General features: G+C 68.2%; 24 protein-coding genes. 14 read left to right on the top strand and 10 right to left on the bottom strand.

Annotated features, from left to right (window positions below; all coding sequences use genetic code 11):
- Positions 1-59 precede the first annotated feature (59 nt).
- The 4 genes from F464_RS0120975 to F464_RS0120960 all read left to right on the top strand — a co-directional run bounded on the left by F464_RS0120975 (position 60) and on the right by F464_RS0120960 (position 3,626).
- Positions 60-1,346, top strand: coding sequence for a cobyrinate a,c-diamide synthase (locus F464_RS0120975; RefSeq protein ID WP_018991822.1), 1,287 nt, complete (start codon positions 60-62; stop codon positions 1,344-1,346).
- Between the two features lie 214 nt (positions 1,347-1,560).
- Positions 1,561-2,151: a DNA-3-methyladenine glycosylase I gene (locus tag F464_RS0120970; RefSeq protein ID WP_018991821.1), complete on the top strand. Its 591-nt coding sequence runs from the start codon at positions 1,561-1,563 to the stop codon at positions 2,149-2,151.
- Positions 2,148-3,026: a LysR substrate-binding domain-containing protein gene (locus tag F464_RS0120965; RefSeq protein ID WP_018991820.1), complete on the top strand. Its 879-nt coding sequence runs from the start codon at positions 2,148-2,150 to the stop codon at positions 3,024-3,026. Before F464_RS0120970 ends, F464_RS0120965 begins: the two co-directional genes overlap by 4 nt.
- Before the next feature lie 6 nt (positions 3,027-3,032).
- The gene (locus F464_RS0120960; RefSeq protein WP_018991819.1) at positions 3,033-3,626 is read left to right on the top strand and encodes an acyl carrier protein phosphodiesterase; all 594 of its coding nucleotides are present in this window, start codon (positions 3,033-3,035) and stop codon (positions 3,624-3,626) included.
- A gap of 21 nt (positions 3,627-3,647) precedes the next feature.
- On the opposite strand, the gene F464_RS0120955 is transcribed toward F464_RS0120960, so the two are convergent.
- The 4 genes from F464_RS0120955 to F464_RS0120940 form a co-directional block, all read right to left on the bottom strand.
- Entirely contained in the window at positions 3,648-4,007 is a 360-nt protein-coding gene (locus tag F464_RS0120955; RefSeq protein ID WP_018991818.1) for a hypothetical protein, read from the bottom strand.
- 168 nt (positions 4,008-4,175) lie between these two features.
- The gene (locus F464_RS0120950; RefSeq protein ID WP_018991817.1) at positions 4,176-4,817 is read right to left on the bottom strand and encodes a LutC/YkgG family protein; all 642 of its coding nucleotides are present in this window, start codon (positions 4,815-4,817) and stop codon (positions 4,176-4,178) included.
- Positions 4,814-6,220, bottom strand: coding sequence for a LutB/LldF family L-lactate oxidation iron-sulfur protein (locus F464_RS0120945; RefSeq protein ID WP_018991816.1), 1,407 nt, complete (start codon positions 6,218-6,220; stop codon positions 4,814-4,816). Before F464_RS0120945 ends, F464_RS0120950 begins: the two co-directional genes overlap by 4 nt.
- On the bottom strand, positions 6,220-7,005 hold the full coding sequence (locus F464_RS0120940) for a (Fe-S)-binding protein (protein WP_018991815.1): 786 nt from the start codon (positions 7,003-7,005) through the stop codon (positions 6,220-6,222). Before F464_RS0120940 ends, F464_RS0120945 begins: the two co-directional genes overlap by 1 nt.
- Before the next feature lie 220 nt (positions 7,006-7,225).
- Here F464_RS0120940 and F464_RS0120935 point away from each other — a divergent pair, with 220 nt between their 5' ends.
- Positions 7,226-8,194, top strand: coding sequence for an EamA family transporter (locus F464_RS0120935; RefSeq protein ID WP_026296201.1), 969 nt, complete (start codon positions 7,226-7,228; stop codon positions 8,192-8,194).
- Between the two features lie 22 nt (positions 8,195-8,216).
- Positions 8,217-8,594, top strand: a complete 378-nt coding sequence (locus tag F464_RS0120930; RefSeq protein WP_026296200.1) for a DUF2784 domain-containing protein — start codon at positions 8,217-8,219, stop codon at positions 8,592-8,594.
- A gap of 28 nt (positions 8,595-8,622) precedes the next feature.
- Here the strand turns inward: F464_RS0120930 and F464_RS31420 are convergent, their stop codons facing one another.
- Positions 8,623-8,799 carry a hypothetical protein gene (locus F464_RS31420; RefSeq protein WP_018991812.1) on the bottom strand — a complete coding sequence of 59 codons (177 nt, stop codon included), beginning with the start codon at positions 8,797-8,799 and terminating at the stop codon, positions 8,623-8,625.
- Positions 8,800-8,929: 130 nt separating this feature from the next.
- Here F464_RS31420 and gcvA point away from each other — a divergent pair, with 130 nt between their 5' ends.
- The 4 genes from gcvA (at position 8,930) to F464_RS0120905 (ending at position 13,980) form a co-directional block, all read left to right on the top strand.
- Entirely contained in the window at positions 8,930-9,913 is a 984-nt protein-coding gene (gene gcvA / locus F464_RS0120920) for a transcriptional regulator GcvA (protein ID WP_018991811.1), read from the top strand.
- Between the two features lie 139 nt (positions 9,914-10,052).
- A complete protein-coding gene (locus tag F464_RS0120915; RefSeq protein ID WP_018991810.1) occupies positions 10,053-12,215 on the top strand; it encodes a YgiQ family radical SAM protein in 2,163 nt (720 codons plus the stop codon).
- Positions 12,208-12,834, top strand: coding sequence for a 1,6-anhydro-N-acetylmuramyl-L-alanine amidase AmpD (gene ampD, locus F464_RS0120910; protein ID WP_018991809.1), 627 nt, complete (start codon positions 12,208-12,210; stop codon positions 12,832-12,834). Before F464_RS0120915 ends, ampD begins: the two co-directional genes overlap by 8 nt.
- A gap of 417 nt (positions 12,835-13,251) precedes the next feature.
- A complete protein-coding gene (locus F464_RS0120905) occupies positions 13,252-13,980 on the top strand; it encodes a transglycosylase SLT domain-containing protein (protein ID WP_026296198.1) in 729 nt (242 codons plus the stop codon).
- 43 nt (positions 13,981-14,023) lie between these two features.
- Here the strand turns inward: F464_RS0120905 and F464_RS0120900 are convergent, their stop codons facing one another.
- Together F464_RS0120900 and F464_RS0120895 are read right to left on the bottom strand one after the other, a co-directional pair.
- Complete coding sequence (locus tag F464_RS0120900; protein ID WP_018991807.1) at positions 14,024-15,184, bottom strand: pyridoxal phosphate-dependent aminotransferase; 1,161 nt, start codon at positions 15,182-15,184, stop codon at positions 14,024-14,026.
- A gap of 107 nt (positions 15,185-15,291) precedes the next feature.
- On the bottom strand, positions 15,292-17,139 hold the full coding sequence (locus F464_RS0120895) for a phosphoenolpyruvate carboxykinase (GTP) (RefSeq protein ID WP_018991806.1): 1,848 nt from the start codon (positions 17,137-17,139) through the stop codon (positions 15,292-15,294).
- 333 nt (positions 17,140-17,472) lie between these two features.
- Here F464_RS0120895 and F464_RS0120890 point away from each other — a divergent pair, with 333 nt between their 5' ends.
- From F464_RS0120890 to F464_RS0120880, 3 genes are all read left to right on the top strand, one after another.
- Complete coding sequence (locus F464_RS0120890; protein WP_018991805.1) at positions 17,473-19,749, top strand: NADP-dependent malic enzyme; 2,277 nt, start codon at positions 17,473-17,475, stop codon at positions 19,747-19,749.
- Between the two features lie 97 nt (positions 19,750-19,846).
- Positions 19,847-20,977 carry a patatin-like phospholipase family protein gene (locus F464_RS0120885; protein ID WP_018991804.1) on the top strand — a complete coding sequence of 377 codons (1,131 nt, stop codon included), beginning with the start codon at positions 19,847-19,849 and terminating at the stop codon, positions 20,975-20,977.
- Between the two features lie 178 nt (positions 20,978-21,155).
- Positions 21,156-22,226 (top strand): serine hydrolase, encoded by a 1,071-nt coding sequence (locus F464_RS0120880; RefSeq protein ID WP_026296197.1) that lies wholly within the window; start codon positions 21,156-21,158, stop codon positions 22,224-22,226.
- Between the two features lie 42 nt (positions 22,227-22,268).
- On the opposite strand, the gene F464_RS0120875 is transcribed toward F464_RS0120880, so the two are convergent.
- Together F464_RS0120875 and F464_RS31910 are read right to left on the bottom strand one after the other, a co-directional pair.
- A complete protein-coding gene (locus F464_RS0120875) occupies positions 22,269-23,000 on the bottom strand; it encodes an IclR family transcriptional regulator (RefSeq protein ID WP_232429008.1) in 732 nt (243 codons plus the stop codon).
- A gap of 148 nt (positions 23,001-23,148) precedes the next feature.
- The gene (locus F464_RS31910) at positions 23,149-23,280 is read right to left on the bottom strand and encodes a hypothetical protein (RefSeq protein WP_018991801.1); all 132 of its coding nucleotides are present in this window, start codon (positions 23,278-23,280) and stop codon (positions 23,149-23,151) included.
- Between F464_RS31910 and F464_RS31140 the strand changes: the two genes are divergently transcribed.
- Positions 23,279-24,661: a pseudouridine synthase gene (locus F464_RS31140; protein WP_232429004.1), complete on the top strand. Its 1,383-nt coding sequence runs from the start codon at positions 23,279-23,281 to the stop codon at positions 24,659-24,661. The two genes, F464_RS31910 and F464_RS31140, sit on opposite strands and share 2 nt — an antisense overlap.
- Here the strand turns inward: F464_RS31140 and F464_RS30570 are convergent.
- Positions 24,605-24,910 carry a hypothetical protein gene (locus F464_RS30570; protein ID WP_084600567.1) on the bottom strand — a complete coding sequence of 102 codons (306 nt, stop codon included), beginning with the start codon at positions 24,908-24,910 and terminating at the stop codon, positions 24,605-24,607. The genes F464_RS31140 and F464_RS30570 overlap by 57 nt on opposite strands.
- Between the last annotated feature and the right edge of the window lie 20 nt (positions 24,911-24,930).

Here is a 24,930-nt window from a genome sequence, read left to right as displayed (position 1 = left end):
TTTCCTGCCCGCCGTCCTGCCCTGTCCCCAATGCTTCCAGTGAAACAAAGGCCCGTCCAGTGAGCATCGTCGCCTGTCCCGCCCTTTTCGTCGCCGCCCCCGCTTCCGGCCAGGGCAAGACCACCGTCACCGCCGCGCTCGCGCGCCTGCACGCCCGTCAGGGGCGCCGCGTGCGCGTGTTCAAGTGCGGGCCGGACTTCCTCGACCCGCAGATCCACGCCGTCGCGAGCGGCGCGCCTGTATATAACCTCGACCTCGGCATGTGCGGCGAGGCGGATGCCGCGTGGCGCCTGTTCGATGCGGCGCGCGACGCCGACCTGATCCTCGTCGAAGGCGTGATGGGCCTCTACGACGGCGCGCCCTCCGGCGCCGACATCGCACGCCGCTTCGGCCTGCCGGTGATGGCCGTGATCGACGCGCGCGCCATGGCGCAGACTTTCGGCGCCGTCGCCTACGGCCTTGCCCACTACCAGCCGGGCCTGCCGTTCTCCGGCGTGCTCGCGAACCACATCGGCAGCGCGCGCCACGCCGAGATGCTGCGCGACGCACTGCCCGCCGGCATGCGCTGGTACGGCGCGCTATCGCGGGATGTGCAGGCGGGCCTGCCGGAACGCCACCTGGGCCTGCTGCAGGCGGCCGAGATCGCCGACCTCGAAACGCGGCTGGACCGCTTCGCCGACGGCATCGCGGCGACCGGCGCGGCCGATCTGCCGGAACCGGTCGCATTTCCCGCCGCCGCTGCGCCCGGGCAGGCGCCGCTGCTGGCCGGGCGGACGATCGCGATCGCGCGCGACGCGGCCTACGGTTTCATCTATCCGGCCAATGTGGACACCTTGCGTGAACTGGGCGCGCGGCTCGAATTCTTCTCGCCGCTGGCCGGCGACGCGCTGCCCGACTGCGACGCCGTGTGGCTGCCGGGTGGCTATCCCGAGCTGCACGGCGCGGCGCTCGCGGCGAACCCGCATTTCTTCGCCGGTCTGCGCGCGCACGCGGCAGCGGACAAGCCGCTGCTCGCCGAGTGTGGCGGGATGATGAGCCTGTTCGAGACGGTCGTCGACAAGGCGGGGCAGGCGCACGCTTTCGCCGGCCTGCTGCCGGGGCGTGCGGTGATGCAGCAGCGGCTCGCGGCGCTCGGGATGCAGGTCGCGGAACTGCCCGAGGGGCGTCTGCGCGGCCATACCTTCCACTATTCGAAGAGCGACACCCCGCTCGCGCCCCTCGTGCGTGCGCGCACGCCTGACGGGCGCGAGGGCGAGGCGATCTACCGGCAGGGACGGCTCACCGCGTCCTACGTGCATTTCTACTTCCCGTCGGACCCAGCGGCGGTGGCCCGGATCTTTGGCTGAGTTCGGGGTGTGGGGTGCGGAGTGTGGGAGCTGCAGTGTGGGAGCGGCTTCAGCCGCGAATGGGCCGCAACGCATGCGAAACCGCCGATTCGCGGCTGAAGCCGCTCCCACGATCCGCATCGACGCATCGGGCGCGAACGATTGCGTTTGATGGTTGGTTCAATAAACTTCAGCTTGAGCCGGGCCGTTGATGCGCGCCCGCCGGAGGAGCCACATGACTGAGCGCTGCGCCTGGGCGGGCAATGATCCGCTCTACGTCCATTACCACGACACCGAATGGGGCGTGCCCACCGACGATGCGCGCACGCTGTTTGAATTCCTCGTCCTCGAAGGCGCGCAGGCGGGTCTGTCGTGGATCACCGTGCTGCGAAAGCGCGAACGCTATCGTGCGGTGTTCGACGGCTTCGACCCCGAGCGCATCGTGCGCTACGACGACGCGAAGAAGGCGGAACTGCTCGCCGACCCCGGCATCATCCGCAACCGCGCGAAGATAGACGCGGCGATCCTCAACGCGCGTGCGTGGCTCGACCTTCGGGACGCCGGAACCGATCCCGTCGCCTGGCTGTGGAGTTTCGTCGACGGCGAGCCGGTGCAGAACGCCTTCTCCGCGCTCGCCGAGATCCCCGCGACGACGCCGCAGTCCGACGCGATGAGCAAGGCGCTGAAGGCCCGCGGCTTCAAGTTCGTCGGCAGCACGATCTGCTACGCGCTGATGCAGGCGGCAGGCATGACCAACGACCACGTCATCGCCTGCCCGCGCCACCGCGAGGTCGCCGCAATCGCCCGTTTGCGGAGCCGGGCTTGAGCACGCCCTTGCGCCACGTGCCGCCGATGCATGCGCTGGCGGCCTTCGAGGCGGCAGCGCGCCTGGGCGGCTTCGCACAGGCGGCCGAAGAGCTGTGCGTGACCCCGAGCGCCGTGAGCCACCGCATCCGCCAGCTCGAAACCCAGCTCGGCACCGCCTTGTTCGAGCGCGGTCCGGGCGGCGTTCGGCCGACTACCGCCGGGCGTCTGTATCTCGACAGCGTGCGCGACGCCTTCGACCGGCTCGCGCAGGCGGGCGCGGTGCTGCGGCCCGAGCGCGAGCGTCTGCGCGTGTCGCTGCCGCCGACCTTCGCGCGTCAGTTGCTGATGGCGCGCCTGCCCGAATACCTGCGCGCTCATCCCGAGGTGGAAGTGGAGGCACACCTGTCGATTCCGCTGCAGGACGTCACCGCCGAGGCGGCCGACGTCGAGGTGCGCTGGGGCAAGGGCGACTACCCCGAGCGTGTCGTGCGCAAGCTCTTCGACGACACGATGGTGCCGGTCGCCGCGCCTTCGTGGGTCGCGGCGCATGCGCCGGCCGGCATGGCAGATCTCGCCGGTCTGGAGCTGCTGCGGTCGCCGCTGCTGCCCTGGCGGCCGTGCTTTGCCGCGGCCGGGCTCGACTGGGCGGAGCCCGAGCGCGGCGCCGTGTTCAATGACCTGGGCATGCTGATGGAGATCGCCGCGGCCGGGCTGGGCGCGGCGGTGTGCACGCGGCGTCTTTCTGCCGCGTGGGTCGAAACGGGCCGATTGGTGCCGCTCTTCGGCGTGTCCGCGCCCGCGCCTTTCACCTACTACGCCGTCACGACGCCGGTGCAGAGCAAGCGCGCCGTCGTGCGGGAATTCATCGACTGGCTCGCGGCCGCGTTCGCATAGGCAAGCATGAACTTCCTCGCCCACGCCTGGCTCGCCGGAGAGTCGCCCGCCGATCGCCTCGGCGGCCTGATGGGCGACTTCGTCAAGGGGCCGCTGCCGGCGGGGCTGCCGCCGGACGTCGCGGCGGGCGTGCGCCTGCATCGCCAGATCGACGTCTTCGCAGAAACCCACCCCGCCTTCGTGCGCAGCCGGGCGCGGGTGTCACCCGAGCGGCGCCGCGTCGCCGGGGTGATGGTCGACATGTTCTATGACCATTTCCTCGCCCTGCACTGGGAGCGCTTCCACGACGAGCCGCTCGAGCGTTTCAGTGCGGCGATGTACGCGCTGATGGACGCCAACGGCGTGCTGCTGCCGCCGCGGCTCGAGGTGATCCTGCCGCGCATGCGCGAATCGGACTGGCTGGGGAGTTACCGCTCGGCGGACGTCATCGCGATGGCGCTCGACCGCATGGCGCAGCGGTTGCGCCGGGCGAACCCGCTCACCGGCAGCGGTGGGGAACTGCTCGCCGACTACGCTGGTTTCGAGGCGGATTTCTTCGAGTTCATCGCCGCCGCCGAAGCGTTCGCGGCGAAGAGCCGGGCCCTGCGCGGACCCGGCTAGCGGGTGTTGCGAAGTGTTGTGTCAGCGCAACGGAATGACCAGCGGCGGGATGTCGACGCCGATGGTGATCGCAGGATCGCGCGGATAGATGCGCGGCGCGTAGACCGGGGCATAGACGGGCGCCGGAGCGTAGTAGCCGATCGGACGCTCGTAGTAGCGGTATTCGCGCACCACCGGGCGGCGTTCGACGATCCGTTCGCGGATCACGACGCGCTCCGAGTCGCGGAATTTCTTGTAATGGCCGTGACGGTGGCCGTCGCCGCGCCATTCGCGATAGCCGTCGTCGCGCCAGTGGTCGCGGTCGGCATGGGCGGGCGTGGCAGCGATCAGGGCACCCCCGGCGATCATTGCAGCAAGCAGTTTGAGGGTTTTCGATTTCATGGTTCTTCTCCTGACTGACCGGACATCGTCACGCAGCGCGTATCGTTGTCCCCATGCGCATTAAACGCGAGATCGAGCGGAGAGGTTGTCGTCGAGTTGTAAGCGAATATGCATGAAAGGGACTAGGCCGGGAGCATGAAGCCGCCCCCGGGAGCGTGAGCGCCGGCCTCAGCCGACGATGATCACATGTACGCGCCGCGGGCCGTGCGCGCCGAGCTGGATGGTCTGCTCGACGTCGGCCGTGCGCGACGGGCCCGAGATGATGTTGGTCGCGCGCGGCATGCCTTCGGCGCGCGCGCGCAGGACTTCCCAGGCCTCCTCGAAGTGCCCGACGATCGCGCCCGCGTCGAGCACGACGACGTGATCGTCGGGCACGAAGTTGTGCGTGATCGGGCTCGCCGGGCCGGAGGCCATCATCAGGCTGCCGGGTTCGGCAATGCCGGCGAGCGCCTGCGACACCGCCATCGTCTCGCTGATGCCGGCCGGGTCGTGGTGGATCTCCAGGCCCGGAAACGCCAGGTCCTGCAGCGCGGCGCCGACCGCGGCGTGCGCGGGCAGGCCCTTGTCGGCGCGATAGGCTTCGACCGCAGCCGGAACGTCGGCACGGCTCGCGACGCGCACGGTCGTGCCGGCGCGGCTCTCGAACTTGCGGATGAAGCGCGCGACGAGCTCCTCGTCCTGCGCGGGGCGGGTGTGGTGGGGGCGGCGCGCGTCGAGTTCGGCGCGCCGTGCGTCGTCGAGCGGTCCGCGTCGCAGCGCGGAGCGGACGGAATTGAGGATCGCCTCGCGGGCGTTCGTTGCTGCAGTCATTTCTGGCCTCGCTTGCCTTGCCACAGTTCGAGGAAGGTGCGCCCGGCTGGAGCCGGCAGGTCGCGCACGTCGGTCCAGGCGCCGGCGAGCGGCAGGCGGCGGATGCTGCCGTTCTTCGCGATCGCCGACAGGAAACGCGCGCCGACCTGTTCGAGCGCGTGGTAGAGCTTCGGCCGCGTCGCGACGTAGCGCCACACCTGCAGCGCGCGCTTCTGCATCACCGGCGTGATGTCCTGCTGGTGCTGCATGTGGCGCAGCTCGCGCAGCAGGTCGGGCAGAGGAATCTTCACCGGGCACACCGAGGCGCAGCGCCCGTTGAGCGTGCAGGCGTTGGGCAGGTCGTAGGCGTTGTCCAGCCCCTTGATCAGCGGCGTCAGCACCGAGCCCATCGGTCCCGGATACACCCAGCCGTAGGCGTGTCCGCCGACCGCGCCATACACCGGGCAATGATTCATGCACGCGCCGCAGCGGATGCAGCGCAGCATGTCCTTGAAGCGTCCGGCGAGCATCTTCGAGCGGCCGTTGTCGACCAGCACGACGTGGTACTCCTCGGGGCCGTCGAGATCCCCGGCGCGGCGCGGGCCGGTCGAGATCGTCGTGTAGGTCTCCGTCTCCTGACCGGTCGCGCTGCGCGCCAGCAGACGCAGGAACAGTGTCGCGTCGTCGAGCGTCGGCACCACGCGCTCGATGCCGGAGGTGACGATGTGCACCTTCGCCAGCGTCTGCGTCAGGTCGCCGTTGCCCTCGTTCGTGACGATGATGGACGAGCCGGTCTCCGCGACGAGGAAGTTGCCGCCGGTGATGCCGACGTCGGCCTTGAAGTATTTGTCGCGCAACACCCTGCGCGCCTCATTGACGAGGTCCGCAACCTCGGTCTTGCGCGGGCCGCCGTGGGCCTTCTCGAAGAGGTCCGAGACCTGGTCCTTGGTCTTGTGCACCGCCGGCGCGATGATGTGCGAGGGCGGTTCGTGTGCGAGCTGGATGATGTATTCGCCGAGGTCGGTCTCGACGACTTCCATACCGTGCTCGATCAGCGCCTCGTTCAGGCCGATCTCCTCCGACACCATCGACTTGCCCTTCGTGACGGTCTTCGCGTCGACGCGCTTGCAGATGTCGAGGATGATCCTGCGTGCCTCCTCGGCGTCGCGCGCCCAATGCACGTGGCCGCCCGCGGCCGTCACCGCCGCCTCGTAGCGTTCGAGGTAGTGGTCGAGGTTGTCGAGGATGTGATTCTTCGTGTTCTTCGCTTCCTCGCGCAGCTGCTCGAACTCCGGCAGCTCCGCCGCCTGCTGCGCGCGCTTGCCGACGAAGCCGCCGCGCGCCTTGCCCAGCGCCTGCTGCAGGCTCGCATCGTGGATCGCGAAGACTGCGCGCTGCTTGAATTCCTTCGAACGGATTTCCATCAGTCGGACTCCTTCGCGGCGCCGGCGAGGCCCGGCCCGTCGGCCAGCCCGGCGAGCACTTCGGCGGTGTGGAAGACCTTCACCGGCGCGTTGATACGCCTCAGGCGCCCGGCGATGTTCATCAGGCAGCCCAGGTCGCCGCCGACGAGCGTGTCGGCCCCCGTCGCGAGGACGTTGCGCACCTTGTCCTCGACCATCTTCTCGGAGATCTCCGGGTACTTCACGCAGAAGGTGCCGCCGAAGCCGCAGCACACCTCGCTGTCCTCCATCTCCTTGAGCTTCAGGCCGTCGACCTCGCCCAGCAGCGCGCGCGGCTGGCCCTTGATGCCCAGGCCGCGCAGGCCCGAGCAGGAGTCGTGGTAGGTCACCGTGCCGTCATAGTGCGAGTCGGCCGGCGCGGCGTGCAGCACGTCGGCGAGGAAGGACAGCAGCTCCCAGGCCTTCTCCGACAGCGCCTGCGCGCGCGGCAGCCACATGGGGTCATCCTGGAACAGTACCGGGTAGTCGTGGCGGATCGTCGCCATGCACGAGCCGGAGGGGCCGACGATGTAATCGTAGTTCTCGAAGGTCTCTATCACCTGGCGGGCGAGCGCGCGCGCGGCGTCGTAGTCGCCGCTGTTGTAGCCGGGCTGGCCGCAGCAGGTCTGGTTCGCGGGCACCTCGACGCTACAGCCGGCGTCTTCGAGGAGCTTCACCGCCGAGAAGCCGACGTTCGGCCGGAACACGTTCATCAGGCAGGTGGCGAACAGTCCGACGCGCGGCCCGCGGGTGGGCGATTCGGTCATGTGGGAGGTCTCCGGTTCTTGTTCGGAATGAGGTGAGGCGATGTTAACAAGCTCCGCGCGGATGTGCGGCGAGGGATTTTCAGCCCCGCGATGAGCCCGGTTCATGTCCTGGCCAGCATAGCAGCTGGCAGCGCCGATTCGTGCGTGCTCAGGGTTTCCCCGCACCCGCGAGGGGGTGTTGCATGGCACACTGCGCGCCTTCGAATCGGGGATGGAGTCCATGCTGGCTGGTTTGCTCGCCGCGCTCGGTGCGGGGATGTTGTGGGGGCTCGTGTTCGTCGTGCCGCTCATGCTCGGGGACTACCCCGGCATCGTGCTCGCGTTCGGCCGCTACATCGCCTTCGGCGTGCTCGCCGTCGCCCTGGCCTGGATGGACCGCGCGGCCTTGGCGAAGCTCACGCGCGCCGACTGGATCGAGGCCGGCAAGCTCGCACTGGTCGGCAACCTCATCTATTACACGACGCTCGCGAGCGCGATCCAGCTCGCCGGCGCACCGGTGCCGACGCTGATGATCGGCACGCTGCCGGTGGTGATCGCGATCTGCGCCAACCTTGCCGAGCGCCGGGCCGGCAATGCCGCCGACGTCGTCGCATGGCGGCGCCTCGCGCTGCCGCTCGTGGTGATCCTTGCGGGCCTCGTCGTCGTGCAGTTCGATTCGTCCGCCCATGCGGCGGATGCGGCAGGGCAGGGCGCCCGCGGCGGGTTGCGCTACGCGCTGGGGCTGCTGCTGGCCCTCGTCGCGGTCGCGTCCTGGACCTGGTATCCGATCCGCAATGCGCGCTGGCTGCGCGCGCGCGCGCCGAGCATGGCGCGGCCCTGGGCGACCGCGCAGGGGCTCGTGACGCTGCCGCTGGCACTCGCCGCCGCGGCCGGCTTCGCGCTGTGGCAGGGCCTCGTTGCGCCGACGCAGGCGTTCGACTGGCCGCTGGGGCCGCGTCCGTGGGCTTTCGCCGGACTGATGCTGCTCGTCGGGCTTGCCGCGTCCTGGCTAGGCACGCTGCTGTGGAACCGCGCGAGTCATTTGTTGCCCCCGGCGTTTGCGGGCCAGCTCATCGTGTTCGAAACCCTGTCGGCGCTGCTCTATGCTTTCCTGTGGTACGGGCGCTGGCCGGGCGTCGGCGAGGCGGCCGGCATCGTGCTGCTGGTCGTGGGCGTACTGCTGGGCGTGCGCGTGTTCCGGCCGGCCTGAAGCAACTCTTGAGGAAAACACCGTGCTTGCTCTGATGGCGGCCGATCTCGTCGTGCTCGTGCACGCGCTCTTCATCGCCTTCGTCGTGCTTGGCGGCCTGCTCACGCTGCGCTGGCCGCACACGGTGTGGGTGCATCTGCCCGTCGCCGCTTACGGAGCGGGCATCGAACTGATCGGCTGGACCTGCCCGCTGACCCCGCTCGAGAACGCGCTGCGCCGGGCGGCGGGGGGCGTGGACTACCGCGGGGGCTTCATCGAGCATTACCTGATCCCGCTGATCTACCCGGCGGGGCTCACACCCCGGGTCCAGCTCGTGCTCGGACTCCTGGTGCTGGCGATCAACGTGCTCGTGTACGGCATCGTCGCCCTGCGTCGGGGGCGGCGCAGGGCGGGCGATTGAGCGGCGCCCTCATGGGGCGCGTTTCGTTTCAGTGGGGTTGGGGGTAACGCACGCCCAGCAGCAAGCCGACCGCGGCCCGTGCGATGCGGGTGACCAGACGTTTTGTACCGTTCCAGCCGTCGACCAGGATCTGGCCCAGGGCTTCGTTGCGCAGACGCTGCGCTTCGCGGATTCGGCCTTGATAGAAGAGATAGTCGTTGTCCATTGTGCGGCTCCTTGACAGTGCAGCCCGTCGTGAGGGCATGGACGCGACTCTACGGAGCTTGTTGCATTGCAACAAACGATCGTTCATCATGTGATGCATTAGAAAATCTCATCCGTCTGACCGTTCGCGTATGGCCATCCGTCTCCCGCCGCTCAACGCCCTGCGCGCCTTCGAGGTCGCCGCGCGTCACCTGAGCTTCAAGCATGCCGCCGAGGAGCTCTCTGTCACGCCGACCGCGATCAGCCATCAGATTCGCGGTCTCGAGCACGACCTGGGCGCGCCCCTGTTCCGGCGCCTGACGCGCGCGCTCGAACTCACTCCGGAAGGCGAGGCGATGCTGCCCAAGCTGCGCGAAGCGATGAGCGCGATTGCCGAGTCGGTCGAGACGGTGCGCGCGATGCGCCCCTTGAGCCGGCTGTCGGTCGTCGCGCCGCCGTCCTTCGCGTCGCGCTGGCTCGTCCCAAGGCTGCAGCGCTTCGCGGAACAGCACCCGCAGATCGAACTGCACCTCGCGAGCGCGACCAAGGCGATCGACGGCCGCGACGCCGCGGGGCTGGGCATCGAGCCGCTCACCCGGCACTCCGGCGACGGCCAGCTGTGGATACGCTTCGGCACCGGCGCCTATCCCGGCTATCGCAGCGAGATCCTGCTCGAGCCCGAATACACCGCGGTGTGCAGCCCGGCGCTGCTGCGCGCGAAGATCCCGCTGCGCCAGCCGTCCGACCTGCACCGCCACAACCTGATCCACGACGACACCGTGCCCGACACGCGCGAGCGGCCGACTTGGGCCGAATGGCTGCATGCCGCAGGCGTCACCTCGGTGCGCGCGGACGCCGGCCTGCACTTCAGCGACTCGGGCCTCGCCATCGCCGCCGCGCTCGACGGGCTGGGCGTAGCGCTGGTCTCCAAGCCCCTGGTCGCGGCGGAGGTCGCCGCCGGCCGCCTTGTCGTGCCCTTCGGCATCAGCCTGCGGCGCCGCTTCGCGTATTACATCGTGACGCCGCAGGCAGCCGTCCCGCGGCCCAACGTCGCCGCCTTCCGCGAATGGCTGCTCGACGAGGCGCGCCGCGACGCGATCCGCCTCGCCGACGCGCAGCCGGCGCTCGCCGATTGAACCCGAGAGGGCGCCCGGGCGTCCGAGTACAATGCATCCGACAATGAATCCCGATTTTCCCCCCAGCTCTCCCCCCAGCTCTCCCCCCAGCATCGCCGCGGGCGCCCGTCCGCCGTCCCGCCCCGCGCCCTTCCTGCCGATGTCCCGCACCGAGATGCGCGCGCTCGGCTGGGACGCGTGCGACGTGATCCTCGTGACCGGGGACGCCTACATCGACCACCCCAGCTTCGGCATGGCCCTCATCGGTCGCATGCTCGAGGCGCAGGGTTTGCGCGTCGGCATCATCAGCCAGCCCGACTGGAAGAGCGCCGAGCCCTTCCGCGCGCTGGGCCGGCCGCGCCTGTTCTTCGGCATCACGGCCGGGAACATGGACTCGATGGTCAACCGCTACACGTCGGACCGCAAGATCCGCTCCGACGACGCGTACACGCCCGGCGCCGAAGCCGGCAAGCGCCCCGACCGCGCGGTGACCGTCTACGCGCAGCGCGCGCGCGAGGCCTTTCCCGACGCTAACGTCGTCGTCGGCAGCATCGAGGCCTCGCTGCGCCGCATCGCGCATTACGATTACTGGTCCGACAAGGTGCGCCGCTCGGTGCTGCCGGACTCCAAGGCGGACCTGCTGATCTTCGGCAATGCCGAGCGCGCGCTCGTCGCCCTCGCGCGCCGCCTCGACGCCGGCGAACCGATCGAGGCGATCCGCGACCTGCGCGGCACTGCCTTCATGGTCAGACCGGGCTGGCTGCCGGACGAGGAGTGGAGCGAGATCGACTCGCTGAGCCTCGACCGTCCCGGCCGCGTCGAGCCGCATCCCGACCCCTACGCGATGGAGCCGGAAAAGGCGTCCGCCCCGACCGCGGCGGACGGCGCCCAGGCCGTGCGCATCGTCCCGGCCGCGGAACGCGTCGCCGCGCGCCGCGCCGCCCGCGGCAAGATGGTCGTGCGCCTGCCGGCCTACGAGACCGTCAGCACCGACCCGGTGATGTACGCCCACGCCTCGCGGATCTTCCACCTCGAATCTAACCCCGGCAACGCCCGCGCCCTCGTGCAGGCCCACGGCGAAGGCCCGGGCCGGCGCGACGTGTGGCTCAACCCGCCGCCGATCCCGCTCACGACGCCCGAGATGGATTTCGTCTACGGCCTGCCCTATGCGCGCCGGCCGCATCCCGCCTATGGCGACGCGCGCATCCCGGCCTGGGACATGATCAAGTTCTCGATCAACATCATGCGCGGCTGCTTCGGCGGCTGCACCTTCTGCTCGATCACCGAGCACGAGGGGCGCATCATCCAGAGCCGTTCGGAGGAATCGATCCTGCACGAGATCGAGGAGATCCGCGACAGGACGCCCGACTTCAAGGGCCACATCACCGACCTCGGCGGGCCCACCGCGAACATGTACCGCCTCGCGTGCAAGGACAAGAAGATCGAGTCCTCGTGCCGCCGCCTCTCGTGCGTATATCCCGGCATCTGCGAGAACCTCGGCACGGACCACGCGCCGCTGATCTCGCTGTACCGCAAGGCGCGCGCGCTTCCCGGCGTGAAGCGCGTGACGATCGGCTCGGGCCTGCGCTACGACCTCGCGGTGCGCTCGCCCGAGTACGTGAAGGAACTCGTCACGCACCACGTCAGCGGGCTCCTCAAGATCGCCCCCGAACATACCGAGGAAGGGCCGCTGTCGAAGATGATGAAGCCCGGCATCGGCACCTACGAGAAATTTGCCGCGATGTTCGAGAAATACTCGAACGAGGCGGGCAAGAAGCAGCACCTCGTGCCCTACTTCATCGCCGCGCACCCCGGTACGACCGACGAGGACATGGTGAACCTCGCGCTGTGGCTGAAGAAGCAGGGCTTCAAGCCGGACCAGGTGCAGACCTTCCTGCCCACGCCGATGGCGATGGCGACGACGATGTACCACAGCCGCCGCAACCCCCTGCGCAAGATATCGGCCGACTCCGAGATCGTCGAGACCGCCCGCGCGGGCAAGGTCCGCAAGCTGCACAAGGCGCTGCTGCGCTGGCACGACCCGGAGAACTGGCCGCTGATCCGCGAGGCGCTGCTGCAGATGGGGCGGGCGGACCTCGTCGGCAACGGCCCGAACTGCCTCGTGCCGCGCCACCAGCCGGGGGTGCCGCTCGCGGCGAACGAGCGCAGCGCGACGTCTGCGGCGCGCGGACCGGCCAAGGGCACCACCGGCGGCAGGCCGGCGCCGGCAGGCAGCCGCGGTCCGCAGCCGGGGCGCTCGCCGGCACGGACCGGCCCGGCATCGGCCGGCAAGCCCGCCCGCACGGGCAAGCGCCATGCGTAAGCCGACGGCGGACGTCGCGCCCCGTGAGCCCCTCGCTGACGCCCTCGGGTGCCTCGGCGGCGGCTGGCTCGAGGGGGTGCAGCGCTGCCCGTCGCCGAACTGCGATGCGCGTCCCGCCGACACGACGGTGAAGCTGGTCGTCGTGCACGCGATCAGCCTGCCGCCGGACGAGTTCGGCGGTCCCGGCGTCGAGCAACTGTTCACGAATGCCCTCGATCCCGCCGCGCACCCATACTACGCGACGATCGGCCACCTGCGCGTGTCGGCGCATTTCTACATCCGCCGGGACGGTAGCGTGATGCAGTTCGTGCCCACGGACCTGCGCGCGTGGCACGCCGGCGTGTCGAACTGGCGCGGGCACGAGCGCTGCAACGACTTCTCCATCGGCATCGAGCTGGAAGGCTGCGACACGCAGCCCTTCGAGTCGGTGCAGTACGCCCGCCTTGCCGCCCTGCTGCGCGTGCTGTGTGCGCACTACCCGATCGAGGCGGTTACCGGCCACTCGGACATCGCACCAGGGCGCAAAACCGACCCCGGTCCATGCTTCGACTGGCGGCGAGTGCAACTGGCGCTGGGCTTGCCCGAACTCGCCTGCGGCCCCCTGTCCGAGCCGGCCTGAACGCTCCCGGAAATCGTTGTTACATCTTTTGTGACAATTATTCCACGCCTTGCAAACGCCCGTCTGTGCAAAACTTCGCCACCGGGAGGAGGGCGGAGGGACTTCCCAGGTCGTGCGCCTGGTTGACCAAGCCCAATCAAATCAATAAAGTAGGGTTGTTGCTGCGCTGCAGCAACGTAGTTTTCAATCGCAATTTTCAATAGTAGGCAGCGGGGCGGCGCGCGATTCCCAGCGGAATCGGGCGCCCCGGGGCAGCGTCGCAGAGCGCATCCCATCCCCGCCGGGCGTGAGGTCTGGTTGCGATCGCGCGCTCGAACAACCACTGAAGACGTGTTCTTCCGACCGACGGGCGAAGTCTGCCCGGGCGTGCTGTTGGCGCCGTGGTCGGGGGCGCATGGTCGCAGCAGGGAGGTACCGATGACTCACGCAACTTGTCCTGGCCGCAGGGTTCACGACGCGGCCACGTTCTTCGTGCATTTCGTTCACGGCAGTCTGATGCTCACCGCCTTCGCGTTCGTCGCGTTTGTCGGAGCGGGCTACCTGCTGAAGAGCCCCGTCAGCTATGCAGACCTCGGCGTCGGTGCTTCGGCGGCTGTCGCCGCCAGCGACACTGCGCAGGCCCCGGTCGTGCATGTGCCCGCCGAAATGCCGGGCCCGAAGGCCGTCGTATCTGCGGTGGGGCTGTCGACCGAGATGCGCGGCGTGCGCGATTTCGTCGCGCAACGCTACAACATTTCCACGCGCACGCTCGAACCCTTGCTTACGGCAGCCGAGCTCAGCGGCCGCAAGCTCGGCATCGACCCGCTGCTGATCGTCGCGGTGATGGCAATCGAATCCAGCTTCAACCCCTTCGCCGAGAGCAACATGGGCGCGCAGGGGCTGATGCAGGTGATTCCGCGCTTCCATCTCGACAAGATCGGCCGCAACGCCGGCGAGGACGCCCTCTTCGATCCCGCGCTCAACATCCGCGTCGGCACGATGGTGCTCGTCGAGGGCATGCAGCGTTTCGGCAGCCTGCAAAACGCGTTGCAGTACTACGGTGGTGCGCTCAGCGATCCGAACGCGAGCTACGCGAACAAGGTGCTCGCGATGAAGAAGCGCCTCGTCACGGCGGCAACCCGCGCCAAGACCGAAACCGGCGCCTGATCCGCAGCGGCGGGGTGAGCTCCCCGCCGCACGGTCCTGTTTCTCAGCCGCGCATCCGCGCGATGCGTTCCGTCGCTTCCAGCAGGCGTTCGCAGCGGTTCGTGTAGGCGATGCGCAGATGGCGGCGCGGCTGGTTGTCGCCGAAGTCCAGTCCCGGCGTCGCCGCGACCCCGGCTTCCTCGATCAGCCGGTGTGCGAGCGCTTCGCTGTCGTCGGCGAGGCGCGACACGTCGGCGTAGATGTAGAAGGCTCCCTGCGGCTCCGCTGCGACGACGAAACCCAGCTCGCGCAGTGCCGGCAGCAGCGTGTCGCGGCGCTGCGCGAACTCGTGCCGGCGAGCCTCGAGGATCGCTATCGTCGCGGGCGCGAAGGCGGCCAGCGCAGCATGCTGGGCCGGCGTCGAGGGCGAGATGAAGAAGTGCTGCGCGAGCTTCTCGATTTCGCGCACATAGGCCTGCGGTGCGACCAGCCAGCCGAGGCGCCAGCCCGTCATGCCGAAGTATTTGGAAAAGCTGTTCACGACGAACACGTCGTCCATCGACTTCAGCACGGTGCTCGCTTCGACGCCGTAGGTCAGGCCCTGGTAGATCTCGTCGACGATCAGCGTGCCCCGGCGTGCGATCACCGTCGCCCGCAGCGCTGCGAGTTCCGCCTGATCGAGCAGGGTTCCGGTGGGGTTCGACGGGCTCGCGACGATCAGGCCGCGCGTGCGCTCCGTCCACGCAGCCGCGACCTGATCGGGCGTCGGCTGGTAGCGCGTCTCCGCACCCACCGGCAGCGCCCGCGGCACGCCTTCGAAACTGCGCACGAGATGGCGGTTCGACGGATAGCCGGGGTCGGGCAGCAGCCACTCGTCGCCCGGGTCGGTCGTCGCGGCGAGCGCCAGCATCAGTGCGCCCGAGGCGCCCGGGGTGACGATGATGCGCTCGGGGGCGACGTCCGCCCCGAAACGGTCATGGTAGAAGCGTGCGATCGCCTCGCGCAGGGCCGGCAGGCCGAGGGCCGCCGTGTAATGCACGTCGCCGCCGGCGAGGAAGCGCATCGCCGCGTCTATCATCGGCTGCGGCGTCGCGAAGTCCGGCTCGCCGACTTCCATGTGGATGATGTCGCGCCCTTGGGCCTCCAGCTCGCGTGCGCGTCGCAGCAATTCCATCACGTGGAAGGGCTGGATGTCGGCGGTGCGGCGGGCGAGATGCGGTGTCATGCCTGTTCCTCGGGGCGATCGATGTGAAATTGTAGGGGACCGAAAAAACAAAAGCGCCGACGCGCGGCGCTTTTGTTGACTCAGCCGGCCGTGGCCGGCCGGGAAGCTCAGACCGACAGGGCGAGTTCGAACATCTCGCGCTTGAGCGTCAGCGCGCGCGGCAGGCGATCCTGCAGCTTGTCGAACCATTCCTTGTGCAGTTCGAGTTCCTTTTTCCAGGCGTCGGCGTCGACCTGGGTCAGGCCCTCGAATTCTTCCTTGGTCACGTCGGAGCCGGTCCAGTCGATGTCCTCGAACTTGGGCATCCAACCGAGCGAGGTTTCCTTCGCGCCGATGCGCCCGCGCACGCGGTCGACGATCCACTTCAGCACGCGCATGTTCTCGCCGAAGCCCGGCCACATGAACTCGCCCTTCTCGTTCATGCGGAACCAGTTTACGCAGAAGATCTTCGGCGTCTGCTCGACCACGTGGCCCATCTTCAGCCAGTGGTTGAAGTAGTCGCCCATGTGGTAGCCGCAGAAGGGCAGCATCGCGAACGGGTCGCGGCGCACCACGCCCTGCGCGCCGAAGGCGGCGGCAGTGGTTTCCGAGCCCAGGGTCGCGGCCATGTAGACGCCGAAGTTCCAGTTGAAGGCCTGGTAGGCCAGCGGCACGGTGGTCGCGCGGCGGCCGCCGAAGATGAAGGCCGAGATCGGCACGCCGGCCGGATCTTCCCAGGCTGGGTCGATCGACGGGCACTGGCTGGCCGGAGCGGTGAAGCGCGAGTTCGGGTGCGCCGCCTTGCGGCCGGTTTCCTTGGCCAGCTCTGGCGTCCAGTCCTTGCCCTGCCAGTCGACCAGATGAGCGGGGGCTTCCTTGCTCATGCCTTCCCACCACACGTCGCCGTCGTCGGTCAGTGCGACGTTGGTGAAGATGATGTTTTCCTTCAGCGTCGCCATCGCGTTGAAGTTGGTCTTTTCCGACGTGCCCGGGGCGACGCCGAAGAAGCCCGCTTCGGGATTGATGGCGTAGAACTTGCCGTCCTTGCCCGGCTTGATCCACGCGATGTCGTCGCCAACGGTGTAGATCTTCCAGCCGTTGAAGGACTTCGGCGGGATCAGCATGGCGAAGTTGGTCTTGCCGCAGGCCGACGGGAAAGCCGCCGCGACGTAGGTCTTCTCGCCTTCGGGCGACTCGACGCCGAGGATCAGCATGTGCTCGGCGAGCCAGCCTTCGTCGCGCGCCATCGTCGAGGCGATGCGCAGCGCGAAGCACTTCTTGCCCAGCAGCGCGTTGCCGCCGTAGCCCGAGCCGTAGGACCAGATCTCGCGGGTCTCGGGGTAGTGGACGATGTATTTGGTGTCCGGGTTGCACGGCCAGCGCGAATCCTTCTCGCCCGGTCCGAGCGGGGCGCCGACGGAGTGCACGCAGGGCACGAATTCGCCGTCGGTGCCGAGCACGTCATACACGGCCTTGCCCATGCGCGTCATCGTGCGCATGTTGGTGACGACGTAGGGGCTGTCGGAGATCTCGACGCCGATGTGGGCGATCGGCGAACCGAGCGGGCCCATCGAGAACGGCACCACGTACAGCGTGCGACCCCGCATGCAGCCCTTGAACAGGCCGTTGAGGTTGTCGCGCATCGTGGCCGGATCTTCCCAGTTGTTGGTCGGACCGGCGTCGTCCTTGTTCTTCGAGCAGATGTAGGTGCGGTCTTCGACGCGCGCGACGTCCGAGGGGTCGGACCACGCGAGGTAGGAATTCTTGCGCTTTTCCGGATTGAGCTTGATCAGCATGCCCGCCTCGACCATTTCGGCGCACAGGCGGTCGTATTCCTCGGCCGATCCGTCGCACCAGTAGACCCGGTCAGGTTCGGTCAATGCGGCGATTTCGGCGACCCACTTCTTCAGGCCGGCGTGGCGGATGTAAGCGGGCGCGCCGGCCAGGATGGCCTCGGCGGACAAGCGTTGAGTCATGGTGAAAAGCTCTCCAGATTGCAGAAGCAAAAGCGGTAACCCGCCTGGAGCTCGCAGCCACGCGTCCCGGCGGGGTCTTGAACGGGCCTTTGGACCTTCTTGTTGTACCGGCCTTGCGGAAACTACTAGGGTAAACCGCAGTCGGCGAAAGCCTAATATTATGCCACGGCAGCGGGCTCGACGGAAAACAGCTTCTTCGTCCCCTGGCGTTCGGCCGTGCCGCCGTAGCCCGGCGGGACTGTCTCTCCGCCGCATTCCGCGGCATCATGGCAGCCTTGGGAGACGGTCGGCAACGGCCGCGAGAGATTGATTACAACAATTACGGGGCATTACATGGACGAATTGATCCGCGCTGCGGCGCTCGACTATCACCGCTATCCGCGGCCGGGCAAGATCTCGGTCACCCCCACGAAAGTGCTTTCCAACCAGCGCGACCTGTCGCTCGCCTATTCGCCGGGCGTCGCCGCCGCGTGCGATGCGATCGTCGAGGAGCCGGGCGAGGCCGCGAACCTGACCGCGCGCAGCAACCTCATCGGTGTTGTCACCAACGGCACCGCCGTACTGGGCCTGGGCAACATCGGCCCGCTCGCCGCCAAGCCGGTGATGGAAGGCAAGGGCGTGCTGTTCAAGAAGTTTGCCGGCATCGACGTGTTCGACCTGGAGATCGCCGAGAACGACCCCGACAAGCTGATCGACATGATCGCGGCGCTGGAGCCCACCTTCGGCGGCATCAACCTCGAGGACATCAAGGCGCCGGAGTGCTTCTACATCGAGGCGCGCCTGCGCGAGCGGATGAAGATCCCGGTCTTCCACGACGACCAGCATGGCACCGCGATCGTCGTCGGCGCGGCGATCCTCAACGGCCTGCATCTGCTCGGCAAGGACCTGAAGAAGGTCAAGCTCGTGACCTCCGGCGCAGGCGCCGCGGCGCTGGCCTGCCTGGGCCTGCTTGAGAAGCTCGGCATCCCCGTCGAGAACATCTGGGTCACCGACCTCGAAGGCGTCGTCTATGAGGGCCGTACGGTCCTGATGGACCCGATCAAGGCGCGCTACGCGAAGGCTACCAGCGCACGCAAGCTCGCCGAGGTGATCGAGGGCGCGGACGTGTTCCTCGGCCTGTCGGCCGGCGGCGTGCTCAAGCCCGAGATGGTCGCGAAGATGGCGGCGAAGCCGATGATTCTCGCCCTCGCGAACCCGACGCCGGAGATCCTGCCGGAGCTGGTCAAGGGAGTGCGCGACGACGCGATTATCGCGACGGGCCGTTCGGACTATCCGAACCAGGTCAACAACGTGCTATGCTTCCCCTTCATCTTCCGCGGGGCGCTCGACGTTGGCGCGACCACGATCACCGACGAGATGCAGCTCGCTGCCGTCAAGGCGATCGCCGAGCTCGCGCGCGCCGAGCAGAGCGACATCGTCGCCGCGGCCTACGGCGAGAAGGTGTCGGGCTTCGGTCCCGAATACATCATCCCGCGCCCCTTCGATCCGCGCCTGATCGTCAAGATCGCACCGGCGGTCGCAGTGGCCGGCATGGCCTCCGGCGTCGCGACGCGTCCGATCAGCGACTGGGACGCATATCGCACCCAGCTCAACAACTTCGTGTGGCACTCGGGCCTCATCATGAAGCCCGTGTTCGCCGCCGCGCGCGGCACGAACCAGCGCATCATCTTCGCCGAAGGCGAGTCCGAGCGCGTGCTGCGTGCGGTGCAGACGGTCGTCGACGAAGGCCTGGCGCGTCCGATCCTGATCGGTCGCCCCGACGTCGTGAGCGCCAACATCGAGCGTTTCGGGCTGCGCATGCGCGCCGAGCAGAACTTCGAGCTCGTAAACCCGGATTCCGATCCCCGCTTCAAGGAATTGTGGACCTACTACCACGGCCTGATGGAGCGCGAGGGCGTGTCGGTCGAGTACGCGAAGAAGGAAGTGCGCCGCCGCACGACGCTGATCGGTGCGCTGCTGCTCAAGCAGGGCTACGGCGACGGCCTGATCTGCGGCACCTACGGCATGCACCGCCTGCACCTCGACTTCATCGAGAAGGTTATCGGCCGGCGCGAGGGCGTGAAGCACTGCTATGCGCTCAACGTCGTGAATCTGCCCGAGCGCACGCTCTTCCTCGCGGACACCTACATCAACTACGACCCGTCGCCGGAGCAGATCGTGGAGATGACGCTGCTGGCGGCCGAGGAGATGTCGCGCTTCGGCATGACGCCGAAGGTCGCGCTGCTGTCGCATTCGTCCTTCGGCAGCGCCGATTCGCCCACGTCCGAGAAGATGCGCACCGCGCTGCGCCTGCTGCACGAGCGTCATCCGGAACTCGAGGTCGAAGGCGAGATGCACGGCGACGCGGCGCTCGACGCCGAACTGCGCCTGCGCATCTTCCCCAATGCGCGTATGCGTGATACCGCCAACCTGCTGATCTTCCCGACGCTGGATGCGGCCAACATCGCCTTCAACCTGCTTAAGACCGCGGCGGGCGAAGGCATGACGGTCGGTCCGATCCTGCTCGGTGCGGCCCGGCCGGTGCACATCCTCACGCCTTCGGCGACCGTGCGCCGCATCGTCAATATGACTGCCCTTACGGCGGTCGAAGCGGCGCAGCGTCAAATCTGACGCACCATGCCGTTAAAACGCGGGCGCCCGGCTTCCCCGGCCGGGTGCCCGCGTGGCAAGATTTCCCCGGAAGTGTCCGCAAGCGACCGGAGGCTGGATGGCTGAAGGCAAGGCTGCGCTGGTACTGACGGGAGGCGGCGCGCGCGCGGCCTACCAGGTCGGTGTGCTGTCGGCGATCCGCGAGATCCGCGGGCGCCGCGCCGGCAATCCGTTTCCCATTCTGTGCGGCACGTCGGCGGGCGGCATCAACGCCGTCGCGCTGGCGGTGTTTTCCAATGACTTCAGCCGCGGTGTGCGCATGCTCGCCCGCATCTGGCGGCAGTTCCACGTGGACCAGGTGTATCGCGCCGATGCGTTGGCGCTGCTCGCGACCGGCTTGCGCTGGGCTTCGGCGCTGACGCTGGGCTGGGCGGTGCACCAGACGCCGCACTCGCTGCTGGACAATTCCCCGTTGCGCCGCCTGCTCGGCGAGGTGCTGGATTTTTCCGCCATCGGCCGCAGCATCGAGCAGGGGCACCTGCATGCGGTGAGCGTGGCGGCGTCGGGCTATTCGTCGGGCGAGAGTCTGGCCTTCTTCGAGGCCGTGCCCGAAGTGCAGGCCTGGCGGCGCATGCAGCGGCTGGGTGTGCGCACTTCGATCTGTGTCGACCACCTTCTGGCGACGAGCGCGATCCCTTTCGTGTTTCCCCCGGTGCGCATCAACCGCGAATGGTTCGGTGACGGCTCGATGCGCCAGCTTGCACCGATCAGCCCCGCAATCCACCTCGGCGCAGACCGCATCCTCGTGATCGGTTCGGGGCGGCTGGTCGAAGAGGGGCGTCAGCGCACGGAGGGTTACCCCTCGCTCGCGCAGATCGCCGGCCACGCCTTGTCGAGCATCTTCCTCGACGGCCTGTCGGTGGACCTCGAGCGGCTCCAGCGCATCAACATCACGGCGGGCGCGATGAGTCCCGAACAGCGCGCGGCAGCGGGCATCTACCTGCGGCCCATCGAAACGCTGGTGATCTCGCCGTCGCAGCGTCTCGACGCAATCGCGGGACGGAACCGCGAGTGCCTTCCGCTCGCACTGCGCACCGTGCTGCGCGGCGTCGGCGCCATGCGGCGCGACGGCTCGACGCTGTTGTCTTACCTGCTGTTCGAACCGTCCTTCACGCAGGCGTTGATGGAACTCGGCTACAAGGACACGATGGACCGGCGCGGCGAAGTTGCGGCTTTTCTCCGTGTGTAACGAACTCCATGCCTAACGCAGGGTCATCTAAACTATTAACTTGGATGAACGTGTGACGCGATGTAAGAAATTTTTCGCGGAATACTTCAAAAAGACTTGATATCTGCTTAATTTGTATAAAAATAATAATGAGTCTGGCGTTGTCCTCCCTATTGTTTCTTTTGTTTCAGGCCACAACATGAAATTCCGTAATCTGGCGATTGCGATGATCAGTCTCGCGCTGATGCAGGCGGGTTGGAGTCTCCCCGCGTCGGCCGCCGCGTCCGGTTCCGAAGGAGCCGCGACAAAGACTGTGAAGAAGTCCGTCAAGCGTTCCGTCAGCGCGCCGGCAAAGAAAGCGGTGAAGAAGCGAGTGAGCCGCAAGGCGGTTGCGCAGCAGGAAGCGCGGCGCGTCAAGGTTTCGCTGCGCCGCGATGCAGTGATTCCGGATGCGTCGATCGACAGCACGCCGCTGCAGCTCGACTCCGCCGGCCTGCCTCATCTGCGCTCGGCGGCCTTCTTCGTCATGAATCAGAATACCGGCCACGTGATCCTCGAGAAGAAGGGCGATTCGGTTCTGCCCATTGCCTCGATCACCAAGCTGATGACCGCGATGGTCGTGCTCGATGCGGGGCAGAGCCTGTCGGAGGAAATCTCGATCTCCGAAGGCGACATCGACACGCTCAAGGGCACGGGGTCACGCCTGTCGCTGGGCACCCGTCTGACGCGCGAGGAGATGTTGCAGCTCGCGCTGATGTCGTCGGAAAACCGCGCCGCTTCCGCGCTCTCGCGTCACTATCCGGGCGGCGAGGCCGCGTTTGTTGCGGCGATGAACGTCAAGGCGCGCATGATCGGCCTCACGGAGACGCACTTCAGCGATCCGACCGGGCTCACGCCGGAGAACGTGTCGAGCCCGCACGATCTCGCGCGCATGGTGTCCGCGGCATCGACGTATCCGTTGATCCGTGAATTCTCGACGACATCCGAGCGCTATGTGCAGATCGGTTCGCGCATGCACCGCTTCGGCAACACCAATTCGCTGGTGCGCAGCCCGGACTGGGAAATCGGCGTGCAGAAGACGGGCTACATCCGTGAGGCGGGGCGTTGTCTCGTGATGCAGGCGTGGCTGTTGAAGCAGCCGGTGATCATCGTGCTGATGGACTCCGACGGCCGCTACTCGCGCACCGCGGACGCCGTGCGCATCAAGAAATGGCTCGAAGCCGCCGGCCCGCAGCGCATGGCGACGGCGGTCGGGAAGGAAAACATCTGAGGGTCGGCGAAAGTGCGCGCCCCGGCCGGTCCGGGGCGATGGTCAGCGTGCGGGGCGCCTGACGTAGCCCAGGGCGCGTGAAATCTCGTCCGCGGCCTCGCGCACGAGCGGGGCGCGGTCCGGGTTGAAGCGCTCCGACGGGGTGGATACCGACAGGCCGGCGATCAGTTCGCCGCTGTCATCGCGCACCCCCGCGGCGATGCAGCGCACGCCGATCTCCACCTCTTCCAGGTCGAAGGCCACGCCGTGGCGGCGGACCTTGTCGAGCTCCTTCTCGAGGGAGCCGATCTCCGTGATCGAGGCCGGCGTCGATCCGGGCAGGCCGGTGCGTCGGCCATAGTCGCGCACGCGTTCCATGCCGTCCTCGACGAGGAAGAGCTTGCCGGTCGCGGTCGTGTGGAGCGGGGCGCGCGCGCCGACGATGTGCACGACGCGCACCGCGGAGCGGCCGCTGGAGGTCCGCTCGACATAGACGATCTCGTCACCGGCGCGGATACCGAGATTCACGCTCTCCCCGGTGGCCGCGTGCAGCTTGAGCATCGCGGGCATCGCGGTTTCGCGCAGCGAGATGCGCGACTTGACCAGGCTGCCGAGTTCCAGCAGCCGGATCCCCAGGCGATAGGTGCCGCCCTCTCCACGTTCGACGAAGCCGCTCTGTGCCATCGCACTCAGGATGCGGTGCGCCGTCGAGGGGTGCAATCCCGTTTCCTGGGCGATCTGCTTGAGCGCTGCCGGGTCCGGGTGATGCGCCAGCACGTCGAGCAGCTTCATCATGCGCTCGACGACCTGGATCGGATTCTTGGTTTCGGTGGGGGTGTTGGTACTCACGCGGGCGTCGGGGGCTGTGCAATTGCGCGCATTCTAGCCGTCCGGGGTGATTTCGCCTAGTGAAATGCCGCGGCGCGTGTCGCAATGCCGGCCGTTACGTCGCTGGAAGCTGCGGCGGGCAGCCGATATACTGGACAGTGTTGCGCCCGGCGATGCCGGGCATTGTTTTTTTGAAGGTTTCGTCCGCGCTGCGCGCGGGCGCGCCTGCGAACCGGATGGCCACCATGAAGCGCTCGAAGGAAGCCGGAACACCCGGCGATGCCCCCGCACAGGAAGATGCAGTCGCCGCGCCGCGCCGCACGCTCGGCGTGAAGCGGGATGGCGAAGCTTCCGCCTCAGAGGAGCCGCGCCGGCCCGGCGTGCGTGCGCGCTTCCAGCCCGGCTATGCGAAGACGATCGCAGCGACGCGAGCGCAGGCGGGCGAGGGGCAGGGAAAGGCGCGTGGGGGCAAGGCCGGGCGGCCGCAGGAACCGGAGCGTGCGGGTGAGACCGGGCGCGGCCGCAAGCCGGAGCGTCCGAAGGCGGCCGGTGTGGCCGGCGCCGAGCGCCATCCGCGCCAGGGTGGCCGAGCGCCTGCGGGCGAGGGCCAGGGAAAGGAGCGTAGCGGCAGGGCCGGGTGGCCGCAGGAACCGGGGCGTGTTGAAGAGACCGGGCGCGGCCGCAAGCCGGAGCGTCCGAAGGCGGCTGGCGTGGCCGGCGCCGAGCGCCGTCCGCGCAAGGATGGTGCACAGCCGCGCACGCCCCCGGGAGGCGAGCGCCCTGTGCGCAAGCCGGCCGCGCCGGCCGCGCCGGCCGACCGCGCGTCCCTCGTTCGGCGCGAGGACCGCCCCGCGGCCGCACGACCCGCTGCCCGCGCCGAGGCGCCAGCGACGGCCGCTCCGGAAGGGGTGCGCCTGTCGAAGGTGATGGCCGAACGCGGTCTGTGCTCGCGCCGCGAGGCCGATGAGTTCATCGAACGTGGCTGGGTGCTCGTGGATGGCCAGTGCGTGTCGGAACTCGGCTCGCGCATCGACCCGGACGCGGAGATTACGCTCGCGCCGCAGGCGAGCCGACGCCAGTCCCAACGTGTCACGATCCTGCTGCACAAGCCGGTCGGCTACGTGTCGGGTCAGCCCGAACCCGGCTACGAGCCGGCCGTGTCGCTGATCGGCGCTGGCAACCAGTTCGACCGCGAAACCGCGCAGCCCTTCGATTTTTCGCACCTCAAGGGTCTCGCGCCGGCCGGACGCCTCGACATCGACTCGACCGGCCTGCTCGTGCTGACGCAGGACGGCCGCATCGCGCGCCAGCTGATCGGCGACGACTCCGACGTGGATAAGGAATACCTTGTCCGCGTCGAGGGCTCCCTCGATCAACACGGACTCGCGCTGCTGAACCACGGCCTCGAGCTCGACGGCCGCAAGCTGCGGCACGCCAAGGTCGAGTGGATCAACGAGGATCAGCTGCGTTTCGTGCTGCGCGAGGGGCGCAAGCGCCAGATCCGCCGCATGTGCGAACTGGTCGGCCTGAAGGTGGTCGGCCTCAAGCGCATCCGGATCGGACGCGTCCGGCTAGGCGACCTTCCGCTCGGGCAATGGCGCTTTCTCCGCGAAGACGAGCGGTTTTGACCTCCGCGCCCGCGCTTTCACCGGCGTGGGCTTGGCGGCCGCGGCGCTGCGACGGCGCGGTGTCGCGCGTTTGGCCGGCAGGTTCGCGGGATCGCTGACCCCGGACTGCTCGGTAAACCAGCCTTTCAACGGGCAATTGCGCCCGTCCGGACAGCCATGCTCGCGGGCGCACTCCTTCTGCGTTTCGTCCAGCAATACCATTTCCCGGACCGCTTCGCAGCGGCCGATGGGAGAGTCGAGGAAGGTCATGACGAACTCCTTGAAGCGGT

It is taken from the genome of Aromatoleum toluclasticum ATCC 700605 (assembly GCF_000378245.1).
GTDB classification, from domain to species: domain Bacteria; phylum Pseudomonadota; class Gammaproteobacteria; order Burkholderiales; family Rhodocyclaceae; genus Aromatoleum; species Aromatoleum toluclasticum.
Note: the sequence above shows the minus strand (reverse complement) of the source record. Positions and strands in the feature narration are given on the sequence as shown.